Consider the following 12127-nt stretch of genomic DNA (forward strand, 5'->3'; position numbering starts at 1 on the left):
TATCGTCAATGGGAGACCACCTGTGCATTGTTATTCGCTGGCGCGGCGGCCGATCTGTGCCGCGCTGTTCGGCGCGTTCGGCCTGTCCGCCGCCACGGCTCACGCCGATTCGTCGCCGCAAGGCGCCAACCCGCCTTCCGCCGTCCTCGTCGCCGCGTCCGCGCGCGGCGACGCGGCGCTGCTCGACCCCGTCACCGTCACGGCCACCCGCACCGCCACCGCCGCGAGCCGCACGGCGGCATCCGTGTCGGTGATCACCGACGAGGATCTCGAGGAACAGCAGGCCACCAACATCAAGGATGCACTGCGCTACGAGCCCGGCATCACGGTGCGCCGCACCGCGTACCGGCCGGGCAGCGCCGCGCTCGGCGGCGGCCGCGACGGCGATTCGAGCATCAACATCCGCGGCCTCGAGGGCAACCGCGTGCTGCTGATGGAAGACGGCATCCGCCTGCCGAACGCGTTCTCGTTCGGCCCGCTCGAAGCGGGGCGCGGCGACTACGCCGACCTCGACACGCTCAAGCGCATCGAGATCCTGCGCGGGCCGGCATCGGCGCTGTACGGCAGCGACGGCCTGACCGGCGCGGTGAACTTCATCACGAAGGACCCGCGCGACCTGCTGTCGATCTACGACAAGCCGTACTACTTCTCGTTCCGGCCAAGCTACGACTCGGCCGACCGCAGCATCGGCGCGACCGTGTCGGCCGCGGGCGGCAACGACCGCATCCAGGGGATGATCATCGCCGACGGCCGGCGCGGCCACGAAGTCGATACGCGCGGCAGCAACCATTCGGCGAGCACGCTGCGCACGACGTCGAACCCGCAGGACGTCTATTCGGAATCGCTGCTCGGCAAGCTCGTGCTGACGCCCACCACGCGCGACACCGTCAAGTTCACCGCGGAAACGGTGCAGCGGCGCGTGAGCACCGACGTGCTGTCGGCGATCAACCCGCCGACCACGCTCGGCCTCACGACCCACGACCGGCTCGAGCGCAACCGCTTCAGCGTCGACTACGACTTCCGCGACGACGCGTTCCGCTGGTTCCAGACCGCGCACCTGCAGTTCTACTACCAGGACGCGAAGCAGGACCAGTACGCGTTCGAGACGCGCGGCGCGCCGCTGAAATCGCGTTCGCGCGACAACCAGTACCGGGAACGCACGTTCGGCGGCTCCGCGTTCGCCGAAAGCGGCTTCGCGACCGGCCCGTTCGCGCACAAGCTGCTGTATGGCGTCGACGGCAGCCTGTCGCGCGTGACGAACCTGCGCGACGGCACGGTGCCGGGCGTCGGCGAAGCGTTCCCGAACAAGGCGTTCCCCGACACCGACTACACGTTGTTCGGCGCGTTCGTGCAGGACCAGATCGGCTACGGCCGCCTGCTCGTCACGCCGGGCCTGCGCTTCGACACGTACCGGCTGAGCCCGACCGAAAACGATCCGCTGTTCACCGGCAAGGCCGTGTCGACGAGTGCGAACGAACTGTCGCCGCGCGTCGCCGTGCTCTACGAGATCACGCCGGCCGTCATTCCGTACGTGCAGTACGCGCACGGCTTCCGCGCGCCGACGCCCGACCAGGTGAACAGCAGCTTCTCGAACCCCGTGTACGGCTACACGTCGATCGGCAATCCGAACCTGAAGCCCGAGACGAGCGACACGTTCGAAGCCGGCCTGCGCGGCAAGGCCGGCACCGGCTACGGCGTCGTGCGCTACAGCGCGGCCGCGTTCACGGGCCGCTACCGCAACTTCATCTCGCGCACGACGATCGCCGGCGCCGGCCGGCCGGCGGACCCGTTCGTGTTCCAGTACGTGAACTTCGCCGACGCGCGCATCCACGGCCTCGAAGGCCGCGCCGAATGGGTGATGCCGAACGGCATCACGCTGAAGACGGCGATGGCGTTCACGAAGGGCTCGACGCAGAACGACGGCGCGGCCAGCCAGCCGCTGAACACCGTCAACCCTTTCTCCGCCGTGTTCGGCGTGCGTTATGAGCCGAGCGAGCGCTGGTTCGTGCAGACCGACCTGCTGTTCCAGGCCGCGAAACGCGACAAGGACGTCGACAAGTCCGATTGCTCGAACAAGGCGTGCTTCACGCCGCCGTCGTCGTTGGTCGTCGACCTGCGCGGCGGCTACCGCTTCAACAAGCACGTGAGCGCGACGATCGGCATCCGCAACCTGTTCGACCGCAAGTACTGGAACTGGTCGGACGTGCGCGGCATCGCGGCCGATTCGCAGGTGCTCGACGCGTATTCGTCGCCCGGCCGCACGGTCGCCGTCAGCATGAAAGTGGATTTCTGATGCGCATCGCCCGCGCACCCACCCCAACCGCTACTTGAAGGAGTCCGACATGATGCAATCCGCCCTTCCCGGTCAATCGGCCGGCCCGGCCCGTGCGGCCGCCGCGCTGCGCGACGCATTCATCAAGCTCAAGACCGAGCGTCAGCTGCGCAACCGCGACGTCGCCCAGGCGCTCGGCGTCAGCGAAGGCGAGGCGCTTGCCGCGTTCGTCGGCGAGCACGTCGTGCGGCTCGACGCGCGCTTTCCGGCGATGTTCGAGGAAATGCCGCGCCTCGGCCGCGTGATGGCGCTCACGCGCAACGACACGGCCGTCCACGAGAAGGACGGCGAATATGCGCAGATGAGCCACGACGGCCCGGTCGGCCTCGCGCTCGGCGACATCGACCTGCGCATCTTCTATCGTCACTGGGTGTCGGCGTTCGCGGTGCGCGACGAAACCGCGCACGGCCCGCTGAAGAGCCTGCAGTTCTTCGACGCGCAAGGCCATGCGATCCACAAGGTGTACCTGCGCGCGCACAGCGACCACGCCGCGTACGACGCGTTCGTCGAACGCTGGCGTGCGCCGTCGCAGGAGCCGGGCCTCGACGTCGCGCCCGCCGCACCGAAAACACCCGAGCGTGCCGACACCGAGATCGACGTCGCGGGCTTCCGCGCCGCGTGGGAAGCGATGACCGACACGCACCAGTTCTTCGGCATCACGCAGCGCTTCGGCGTGAGCCGCATGCAGGCGCTGCGTCTCGCCGAGCCGCACCATGCATATCCGGTCGAAACCGCGCATGCGCTGCGCCACGTGCTTCAGCAGGCGGCACAAAGCGGCCAGCCGATCATGGTGTTCGTCGGCAACGCGGGGATGATCCAGATCCACACGGGTCCCGTCGCGAACGTGCGCGAGGTCGGCGCATGGATCAACGTGCTCGACCCCGGCTTCAACCTGCATGTCCGCGAAGACCTGATCGCCGCCGCCTGGGTCGTGAAGAAACCGACGAGCGACGGCATCGTCACGTCGCTCGAACTGTTCGACCGGCAGGGCGACCACGTCGCGCTGCTGTTCGGCGAACGCAAGCCGGGCAAGGTCGAACGCGACGACTGGCGTGCGCTCGTCGCGACGCTGCCGGCGGCCGCACGCGGGGGCGCGCGGTGAGCGCGCGGCCGTTCGATCCGCGCCGCCGCGCCGTGCTCGCGGGCGCGGCGGCCGGCGCGCTCGCGGGCGCGCTGCCCGGCAGCGTGCTCGCCCAGGCTGCGCAGGCCGCCCCGAAGCGCGTGGTCGTGATCGGCGGCGCGCTCGCGGAAACCGCGTTCGCGCTCGGCGGTGCCGAGACGCCGCGCTACCGGCTCGTCGGCGCCGACACGACCTGTACGTATCCCGACGCCGCGAAGCGTTTGCCGAAAGTGGGCTACCAGCGCGCGCTGTCGGCCGAAGGGCTGCTGTCGCTGCGCCCCGATCTCGTGCTCGCGTCGGCGGAAGCCGGCCCGCCCACCGCGATCGCGCAGGTGAAAAGCGCCGGCGTCACGATCACGACGTTCGACGAACGCCACGACGTCGAATCGGTGCGCGCGAAGATCACGGGCATCGCGCAGGCGCTCGACGTGCGCGAGGCCGGCACCGCGTTGCTGCAACGTTTCGAGCGCGACTGGCAGGCCGCGCGTGACGCGGTCGCCGCGCGCGCGCCTGCCGGCGTGCAACCGCCGCGCGTGCTGTTCGTGCTGAACCATACCGGCAACCAGGCGCTCGTCGCCGGCCAGCGCACGGCCGCCGACGCAATGATCCGCTATGCGGGCGCGCGCAACGCGATGCAGGGCTTCGATCACTACAAGCCGCTGACGACCGAGGCACTCGCGGCCGCCGCGCCCGACGTCGTGCTGATCTCCGACGAAGGGCTGGCCGCCGTCGGCGGTCGCGCCGCGCTACTGGCAACGCCCGGTTTCGGTGCGACGCCGGCCGGCCGCGCGCGGCGCGTGGTGTCGCTCGACGCGCTGTTGCTGCTCGGCTTCGGCCCGCGCCTGCCGCTCGCCGTCACGACCCTGCACCGACGCCTGTCGGATGCGCTCGCCTGATTCCGGATCATCTCGATGCCCGCTCACGCTTCGCCCTTCTCCGCGCCGTCGCCCGCCTCGCGCGCCGGCGCCGCGCGCGTCGGCACGTCGCGCCGCCTGGCGCCGTTCACCCTCGCCGCGCTCGCCGTGCTCGTGTGCGCGATGTCCGTCGTCGCGCTGTGCGTCGGCGCGTATCGCATTCCGCTCGCGGAGGCCTGGGCCGCCCTGAGCGGCGATGCCGCCGCGCAGCAGGCGCGTGCGGTGCTGCTCGACATCCGCGCGCCGCGCGTCGCGCTCGCGCTGCTGGTCGGCGGCGGCTTCGGCGCGACCGGTGCCGCGATGCAGGCGCTGTTCCGCAATCCGCTCGCCGATCCGGGCCTCGTCGGCGTGTCGAGCGGCGCCGCGCTCGGCGCGACGACGATGATCGTGCTCGGCCCCGCGCTCTTTGCCGCGCACGTGAGCGCGGCCGCGCTGCCCGTCGCCGCGTTCGTGGGCGCGCTCGCGGTCGCCGCGCTCGTTTATCGGCTCGCCGCGTCGCGCGGCCGGCTCGCGCTGCCGCTGCTGCTGCTCGCCGGCATCGCGATCAACGCGCTGGCCGGCGCGGCGATCGGCCTGCTCACGTTCGTCGCCGACGACGCGCAGTTGCGCTCGCTGACCTTCTGGAGCCTCGGCAGCCTCGGCGGCGCGCAATGGCCCGCGCTGGCGGCCGTCGCGCCATGCGTCGCGATCGGCTGCGTGCTGCTCGCGCGCGAACGCGACGCGCTGAACGCACTGCAGCTCGGCGAAACCGAGGCATTGCATCTCGGCGTGCCCGTGCAGCGGCTGAAGCGGCGTGTGCTCGTCGCGGTCGCGCTCGCGGTCGGCGCGCTCGTCTCGTGCGCGGGCATCATCGGCTTCATCGGGCTCGTCGCGCCGCATTGCGTGCGGCTCGCGTGCGGCCCCGACCAGCGCATCGTGCTGCCCGGCGCCGCCCTGCTCGGCGCGTTGCTGACGCTCGCCGCCGATCTCGCCGCGCGCACCGTCGCCGCGCCGGCCGACATTCCGCTCGGCGTGCTGACCGCGCTGCTCGGCGCGCCGTTCTTCCTCGCGCTGCTGTGGAAGAGCCGCGGCGCGCTCGGCGGGTAATCCCTTCCTCACGACGACCATGCTGACCGCCCACCACCTCGACGTCGCCCGCCGGCACCACGCGATCCTGCGCGACCTGTCGCTGTCGATCGAACCCGGCCGCGTGACCGCGCTGCTCGGCCGCAACGGCGCGGGCAAGAGCACGCTGCTGAAAACCTTCGCCGGCGAACTGACCGGCAGCGTCGCGCCGAACGGCGTGCGCGTGACGGGCGACGTCACGCTGAACGGCGAGCCGCTCCAATGCATCGACGCGCCGCGGCTCGCGTGCCTGCGCGCGGTGCTGCCGCAGGCCGCGCAGCCAGCGTTCCCGTTCAGCGTCGACGAAATCGTGCTGCTCGGCCGCTATCCGCATGCGCGACGCAGCGGCGCGACGTCCCGCCGCGATCGCGACATCGCGTGGCTTGCGCTCGAACGCGCGGGCGCCGATGCGCTCGTCGGCCGCGACGTGACGACGCTGTCGGGCGGCGAGCTCGCACGCGTGCAGTTCGCCCGCGTACTCGCGCAGCTGTGGCCGGACGACGACGCAGCGGAACGCGGCCCGCGCTACCTGCTGCTCGACGAGCCGACCGCCGCGCTCGATCTCGCGCACCAGCATCGCCTGCTCGACACCGTGCGCGCGGTCGCACGCGAATGGCAGCTCGGCGTGCTCGCGATCGTTCACGATCCGAACCTCGCCGCGCGGCACGCGGATACGATCGCGATGCTCGCCGACGGCACGATCGTCGCGCACGGCGCACCGCGCGACGTGATGACGCCCGCGCATATCGCGCAATGCTATGGATTCGCGGTAAAGATGGTGGACACCGGCGACGGTGCGCCGCCGGTGATGGTGCCCGCGTAGCGCCGGGCGCCGCACGGCTCGATGCCCCGCCATCGTCCGCCGCTTTCATTCGAGATCGTTTTCCCCTTTCCTTCGAGGCGCCCCATGCCCGTTCCGATGACTCGCATCATCCTGTACGTCCACGACGTCGCGTTGCTGAAAGCGTTCTACCAGCGGTATTTCGCGTTGCCCGTCATCGAGGAGATCGACGGCGAATGGGTCGTGCTCGACGCCGGTGCGGTCGAACTCGCACTGCATCGGGCCGGCCCGGCGTTCCGCCACGCGGCCGTGCCCGCGCACGCGAACGCCGGCACCCGTCACGTCAAGCTCGTCTTCCGGATCGATGCCGATATCGACGCGCATCGCGACCGGCTCGCCCGCGACGGCGTGGCCGTGCGCGATCTCAAGCGCTACGACGGCTTCCCGTACCGGATGGTCGACGGCATCGATCCGGAAGGAAACGTCTTTCAGATGATGCAGCCCGACTGAACGCCGTCCCGGCCGGCGCGGCCGCGAGCGCTCAGTGCTCCAGGTCCGCCGCGCCGAACGTCCGCATCTTCCAGCCGAGCCGCACGGCGAGCATCCGCATCGAGAACCCGGCCGCGAGCGCGACGATCGTCGCGACATCCGCGTCGATGCCGAGATGCGGCATGCCGACGTACAGCGCACCGGTGACGAACGCGACGCTTGCATAGAGCTCCTCGCGCAGGATCAGCGGCATCTCGTTGCACAGCAAGTCGCGCAGCATCCCGCCGCACACGCCCGTGATCGCGCCGGCCAGCACGACGATGATCGGCGCGCTGCCGGTCGACGCGCCGACGTCGCAGCCGATGATCGTGAACGCCGCGAGGCCGATCGCATCGACGGTGACGAACAGCGTCTTCATCCGCGCGACGTGCCGCGCGGCCCACGACGCGACGGTCGCCGCGACCAGCGTGATCACCAGATACTCCGGATGCGCGATCCAGCCGAGCGGATAGTGGCCGAGCAGCACGTCGCGCACGGTGCCGCCGCCGAGCGCCGTCACCGCGCCGACGAGCGCGAGCCCGAAACGGTCCATCCCGCGGCGCATGCCCATCAGCGCCCCCGACATCGCTTCCGCGACGATCGCAATCAGATAAAGCGTATGCATGGCGCGCGTCAGTCGTCGGTCCGGAACAGGTCGAGCACACGTTCGCGCTCGGCCGCATCGACCGCCGCGGGCATCGGCTCGTCGGGCTTGCCGCTGTCGCCCTTCGCGTCGGGCTTGTCGGTTGCCGGCGCGCCGCCGCACGCGAAGCGGCTGCGAATATACGCCGGCACGTCGGCCGTGCAGGCGCCGTGCGCGTATTCGGCGTAGACGAAGTCGCCATCGACGAGCGCGACGTCCTGCGGCGGCGTCGCGTCGACCGACGTGCGCCCGTCGACGGCCGTCTTCATGTAGTCGAGCCAGACCGGCAGCGCGAGCGTCGCGCCGGTCGCGCGCCCCATCGGGCGCGGCGTGTCGTAGCCGAGCCACGCGACCGCGACGATGCCCGACGAGTAGCCGGCGAACCATACGTCCTTCGACCCGTTCGACGTGCCCGTCTTGCCGGCCGCGTCGTCGCGGCGCAGCGCGAGCGCGCCGCGCGCGGTGCCGGCGCGCACGACGTCGCGCAGCATGCTGTCCATCACGAACGCGTTGCGCGCCGAGACGACGCGCTCGCCCGACGGCGCGGTCGCCTCGTACATCGCGCCGCCGTGACGCTGTTTCACCGACAGGATCAAGCGCGGCTCCATCCGCGTGCCGCCGTTCGCGAACACGCTGTAGGCGCTCGCGAGTTCGAGCGGCGTCACGGCGCCCGCGCCGAGCGCGAGCGGCAGCGACGCCGGATTGCGCTGCGCGTCGAAACCGAAACGCACCGCGTGCTGCTGCACGTAACGCGCGTCGGTGGCCTGCATCAGGCTGACCGCGACCAGGTTCTTCGAGCGCACGAGCCCCCGCCGCACCGGGATGAAGCCCTCGTAGCGGTTGCCGAAATTGCGTGGCCGCCACGGCTGCGCGCCGGTTTCCGCGCGCGTGAGCGTGCGCTGCGTGTCGTCGACCAGCACGCCCGGGAAGTAGCCCTTCTCCAACGCCGCCGAATAGACGAACGGCTTGAAGCTCGAGCCCGGCTGGCGATACGCCTGCAGCGCATGGTCGAACACGTTGCGATTGAAATTCGCGCCGCCGACCAGTGCCAGCATGTCGCCGGTTGCCGCATCGAGCGACACGAGCGCGCCCTCGAGCCCGTTGCGCGCATCGCGCTTCGCGCGCGGCTGCCGGTTCAGCGTGCGCTCGAGCGCCGCTTCGGCCGCGCGCTGGTCGCGCATCGAGATCGTCGTCGTCACGTCGAGGCCGAGCGTGTAAGCGTCGTCGTGAAACCGCTCGACCATCATCCGGCGTGCGCGCTCGGCGACGTACGGCGCCGCGACGATCCCCGGCGGCGGCGTGGTCGCCAGCGCGATCGGCGCATCGACGGCCACGCGATACGTCGCGTCGTCGAGCTGGCCGAGCGCATGCATGCGGCCGAGTACGTAGTTGCGCCGCGCGGTCGCGCGCGCCGGGTTGACGACCGGGTTGAACGCGGAGGGTGCCTTCGGCAGCCCCGCGAGCACGGCCGCTTCGCCCGCGCTCAGCGCGTCGAGCGGCTTGCCGAAATACACGTTCGCGGCGGCCGCGAAACCGTACGCGCGCTCGCCCAGGTAGATCTCGTTCATGTACAGCTCGAGCAGCTTGTCCTTGCTGTACTCGCGCTCGAGCTTGGCCGCCATCAGGATCTCGGCGAGCTTGCGGCTCAGCACCTTGTCGCGCGTCAGGTAGAAGTTGCGCGCGACCTGCATCGTGATCGTGCTGCCGCCCTGCCCGGGCTGCCCCGTCACGACGTTCGCGAACGTCGCGCGCGCGAGGCCGCCGACATCGACCGCGCCGTGCGCGTAGAACTTCGCGTCCTCGGCCGCGAGCAGCGCGTGCCGCATCAGCGGCGGGATGCGTTCGAGCGGCACGAACTCGCGCCGCTCGACGCCGTATTCGGCCAGCAGGTCGCCGTCGCGCGAGAAAATCCGCAGCGGCAGCGCGGGACGATAGACGGCCAGATGCTCGACGGACGGCAGTTGCGTCCAGATGCGATTGATCGTCCAAACGACGATGCCCGCGCACGCAAGCGTCAGGCCCAGCAGCACGCCCGCGAGCGTGCGCCACACGCGTCCGCGGCGCGGCGGCGGGGCGGGTGGCGGTGGCGGGTTGGCGGTGTGGTCGGTCATGTCGGGCTCCTTCTTCAGTGCCCGCGACGGCCGGCGCGAGAGGAGCGCCGACCGTTCACGGAAGGCGCGCATTGTCGAAGGGATCACCCGAAACCGGAACATTCTTTAGCCAAAGTTTGGCAGGCTAAATTTTATTCAGGAAAGCGCGCCGGAAGCCTTCCGCGCGGCATGTGCGGGCCTGCGGCGTATCGTCGCCGCAGCGCGCACGCGGCACACGCTCCGGTTCGCTTGTACCATCGTGTGATGTTCGATCGATACCTTGGCCTGTGGGGCCTCGTTCCCGACGGCGGCGCGATCCTGACCGCGAGCGGCGGCCTGCTGCCCGTGGTCTGGCAGGGCCGGCCCGCGATGCTGAAGGTCGCCACCTGCGACGAGGAGCGGCGCGGCAATGCACTGATGGCCTGGTGGCACGGGCAAGGCGCCGCCCGCGTGTGGCTGCACGACGGCGACGCGATCCTGCTCGAACGCGCGCAGCCGGCGCCGACGCTCACCGCGTTGTCGGCAGCGGGCCACGACGACGACACGATACGCATCGCCTGCAACGTCGTCGCGCGGCTGCACGCGCATCGTGCGCCGCGGTTGCCGCCGGTCGTGCCGCTGCACGAGTGGTTCCATGCATGGCTGTCGCGTGACGCGGGCGACGACGTGCTGCGCCGCTCGGCCGCGGTCGCACGCCAGCTGCTGACCGAAACCGCCCCGACCGTCGACGAAGTCGTCCTGCACGGCGACATCCATCACGGCAACCTCCTGCATTTCGGCGATCGCGGCTGGCTCGCGATCGACCCGAAGGGGCTGCGCGGCGAGCGCGCGTTCGACTACGCGAACCTGTTCTGCAATCCCGCGCACGACATCGCGGTCGATCCCGCGCGTTTCGAGCGGCGCGTCGCGCTCGTGACCGACGCCGCGCAACTCGACCGGCAGCGGCTGCTGCAATGGATTCTCGCGTGGTCGGGCCTGTCGGCCGTATGGTTGATGGAAGACGGCCTGCCGCCCGATACGCGGCTGCAGGTTGCGCAACTCGCGGCAATCGCGCTCGGTCTGTAGCAATACGCCCCGACCGTGAAGAGCGGGTCCATACCGGATTTCCAAGGGAAAGCGGCGAGGACAACCGGTATCCGGCCGGAAGCGGTCGCTCGCGCTGGTTGCGCCGCGGGGCCGCTTCGCTCCACGCAACTGCCGGACGGCTTCATGCGCCGGCATGCGACGTGAACAAGCGTCACGTCAGCTGTTTTCGTTCATCGTCAGGATGATCTTGCCCACGTTCACGGCCGACTCCATCCGTCGATGAGCGGCCGCGGCATCGGCGAGCGGAAACACGCTGTCGACGACCGGCTCCAGGCCTGCCCCGCCCGCGAAGCGGTCCAGCCAATGTTCGCGAAACCGCCGCACCATCGCGTGTTTCTCGCGCGGGTCGCGCGACTTCATCACCGTGCCGATGATTTGCAGATGGCGGTACAGGATCTGTTCGAGACCCACGCTCACGTCACCGCCGCCGCCGAGTATGCCGACCTGCACCAGCCGGCCACCGTTTGCCAATGACGCGACATTCCGGGAAAAATACGGCGCGCCCACGAAATCGATCACGACGTCGACACCGCGTTTGTCCGTCCTGCTGGCAACGACTTCCGAAAAATCCTGCGTCTTGTAGTCGATCGCATGGTCCACACCCAGTTGAACGATCCGTTCCAGCTTCGAAGCTTCGGCAGTCGCGAATATCGTCGCACCGGTTGCATAGGCCAACTGGACCGCCGCGGAACCGACCCCGCCCGCCGCGGCATGAATGAGCACCGAGTCGCCACGCTGCAAGCGGCCGAGATGCAACAACGCTTCGTGCGCGGTGACGAAGACTTCCGGTATGGCAGCCGCATGCACGTAGTCGATCGTCGCCGGAATGGGCATCGCCATTCTCCAGTCGATGCGCGCCAGTTCCGCATAGGCCCCGCCGCCCACGACGCCCATGACACGATCGCCGACCTTGTAACCCTGCACGGCAGGTCCGGTCTCGATCACCTCGCCGGCGATTTCGAGCCCCATGATCGTCGAGTCGCCGAAGTTCGGCCGGCCGTATCCGCCTCGCCGATGCGTCAGATCCGCGCGATTCACGCCCGCGGCATGGACGCGTACCAGCAGATCGTCGGGACGAACCTCGGGTGCCTGGACCTCGGCGAGCTGGAGAACCTCGGCCTCGCCGAATTCGTTGAATGTGATGGCTTTCATTTCGAACCTTCCTGCGTCGTGGATGAATGGCCGGCGAAATCGTCGGACCGGGTTGGTGCGCCGAGCGTCGCCTGCGCCGCGGCGGATGCCGAGATCGCCGCGGGGAACCCCGCATAGAACGCGAGGTGAGTGATCGCCGCGGCGAGTTCTTCGCGCGTTACGCCGTTCGTCAACGCGCGGCGCAGGTGCGCCGGCAACTCGTCGAGGTGGCCCCCCGCGATCAGCGCGGCGACGGTCACGAGGCTGCGGTCGCGCGGCGAGAGCGCCGGATCGCTCCAGATCCGCGGATAGAGCGTGTCGTCGACGAATGCCGAGAGCGTCGGCGTAAAGGCGCGGGCGGCTTCCCGCGGGCTGCCGAAATCTGCGTGAGACATGGC

General features: G+C 70.2%; 11 protein-coding genes. 7 read left to right on the plus strand and 4 right to left on the minus strand.

What is annotated here, in order from left to right; genetic code table 11:
- Nucleotides 1–22 precede the first annotated feature (22 nt).
- The 6 genes from VXM69_RS00540 (at nucleotide 23) to VXM69_RS00565 (ending at nucleotide 6761) form a co-directional block, all read left to right on the plus strand.
- The gene (locus tag VXM69_RS00540) at nucleotides 23–2293 is read left to right on the plus strand and encodes a TonB-dependent hemoglobin/transferrin/lactoferrin family receptor (RefSeq protein WP_367188787.1); all 2271 of its coding nucleotides are present in this window, start codon (nucleotides 23–25) and stop codon (nucleotides 2291–2293) included.
- A gap of 49 nt (nucleotides 2294–2342) precedes the next feature.
- Complete coding sequence (locus VXM69_RS00545) at nucleotides 2343–3434, plus strand: hemin-degrading factor (RefSeq protein WP_034187859.1); 1092 nt, start codon at nucleotides 2343–2345, stop codon at nucleotides 3432–3434.
- A complete protein-coding gene (locus VXM69_RS00550; RefSeq protein ID WP_367188788.1) occupies nucleotides 3431–4348 on the plus strand; it encodes a hemin ABC transporter substrate-binding protein in 918 nt (305 codons plus the stop codon). The genes VXM69_RS00545 and VXM69_RS00550 overlap by 4 nt, the downstream gene beginning before the upstream one ends.
- A 15-nt stretch (nucleotides 4349–4363) precedes the next feature.
- Complete coding sequence (locus VXM69_RS00555) at nucleotides 4364–5452, plus strand: iron ABC transporter permease (protein ID WP_034187736.1); 1089 nt, start codon at nucleotides 4364–4366, stop codon at nucleotides 5450–5452.
- A 19-nt stretch (nucleotides 5453–5471) separates the two neighbouring features.
- Nucleotides 5472–6293, plus strand: coding sequence for a heme ABC transporter ATP-binding protein (locus tag VXM69_RS00560; protein WP_069705715.1), 822 nt, complete (start codon nucleotides 5472–5474; stop codon nucleotides 6291–6293).
- 84 nt (nucleotides 6294–6377) lie between these two features.
- Complete coding sequence (locus tag VXM69_RS00565) at nucleotides 6378–6761, plus strand: VOC family protein (protein WP_049030740.1); 384 nt, start codon at nucleotides 6378–6380, stop codon at nucleotides 6759–6761.
- 31 nt (nucleotides 6762–6792) lie between these two features.
- Here the strand turns inward: VXM69_RS00565 and VXM69_RS00570 are convergent, their stop codons facing one another.
- Both VXM69_RS00570 and VXM69_RS00575 read right to left on the minus strand, forming a co-directional pair.
- Nucleotides 6793–7404, minus strand: a complete 612-nt coding sequence (locus VXM69_RS00570; RefSeq protein ID WP_367188789.1) for a trimeric intracellular cation channel family protein — start codon at nucleotides 7402–7404, stop codon at nucleotides 6793–6795.
- 8 nt (nucleotides 7405–7412) lie between these two features.
- Entirely contained in the window at nucleotides 7413–9533 is a 2121-nt protein-coding gene (locus VXM69_RS00575) for a penicillin-binding protein 1A (protein ID WP_367188790.1), read from the minus strand.
- 243 nt (nucleotides 9534–9776) lie between these two features.
- Between VXM69_RS00575 and VXM69_RS00580 the strand changes: the two genes are divergently transcribed.
- Nucleotides 9777–10577: an aminoglycoside phosphotransferase family protein gene (locus VXM69_RS00580; RefSeq protein ID WP_034187732.1), complete on the plus strand. Its 801-nt coding sequence runs from the start codon at nucleotides 9777–9779 to the stop codon at nucleotides 10575–10577.
- Between the two features lie 177 nt (nucleotides 10578–10754).
- Here the strand turns inward: VXM69_RS00580 and VXM69_RS00585 are convergent, their stop codons facing one another.
- Nucleotides 10755–11750 (minus strand): NAD(P)H-quinone oxidoreductase, encoded by a 996-nt coding sequence (locus VXM69_RS00585; RefSeq protein ID WP_034187731.1) that lies wholly within the window; start codon nucleotides 11748–11750, stop codon nucleotides 10755–10757.
- Nucleotides 11747–12124 (minus strand): carboxymuconolactone decarboxylase family protein, encoded by a 378-nt coding sequence (locus tag VXM69_RS00590; protein ID WP_034187730.1) that lies wholly within the window; start codon nucleotides 12122–12124, stop codon nucleotides 11747–11749. The genes VXM69_RS00585 and VXM69_RS00590 overlap by 4 nt, the downstream gene beginning before the upstream one ends.
- Nucleotides 12125–12127 lie beyond the last annotated feature (3 nt).

The organism is Burkholderia sp. Ed8, from assembly GCF_040761425.1.
GTDB lineage: Bacteria > Pseudomonadota > Gammaproteobacteria > Burkholderiales > Burkholderiaceae > Burkholderia > Burkholderia seminalis.

What these genes read in the sequence shown, in the direction of transcription:
- VXM69_RS00585 (WP_034187731.1), bottom strand. Translation starts at nt 11,750, where the DNA reads ATGAAAGCCATCACATTCAACGAATTCGGCGAGGCCGAGGTTCTCCAG.
- VXM69_RS00560 (WP_069705715.1), top strand. Translation starts at nt 5,472, where the DNA reads ATGCTGACCGCCCACCACCTCGACGTCGCCCGCCGGCACCACGCGATC.
- VXM69_RS00580 (WP_034187732.1), top strand. Translation starts at nt 9,777, where the DNA reads ATGTTCGATCGATACCTTGGCCTGTGGGGCCTCGTTCCCGACGGCGGC.
- VXM69_RS00545 (WP_034187859.1), top strand. Translation starts at nt 2,343, where the DNA reads ATGATGCAATCCGCCCTTCCCGGTCAATCGGCCGGCCCGGCCCGTGCG.
- VXM69_RS00575 (WP_367188790.1), bottom strand. Translation starts at nt 9,533, where the DNA reads ATGACCGACCACACCGCCAACCCGCCACCGCCACCCGCCCCGCCGCCG.
- VXM69_RS00565 (WP_049030740.1), top strand. Translation starts at nt 6,378, where the DNA reads ATGCCCGTTCCGATGACTCGCATCATCCTGTACGTCCACGACGTCGCG.
- VXM69_RS00570 (WP_367188789.1), bottom strand. Translation starts at nt 7,404, where the DNA reads ATGCATACGCTTTATCTGATTGCGATCGTCGCGGAAGCGATGTCGGGG.
- VXM69_RS00555 (WP_034187736.1), top strand. Translation starts at nt 4,364, where the DNA reads ATGCCCGCTCACGCTTCGCCCTTCTCCGCGCCGTCGCCCGCCTCGCGC.
- VXM69_RS00590 (WP_034187730.1), bottom strand. Translation starts at nt 12,124, where the DNA reads ATGTCTCACGCAGATTTCGGCAGCCCGCGGGAAGCCGCCCGCGCCTTT.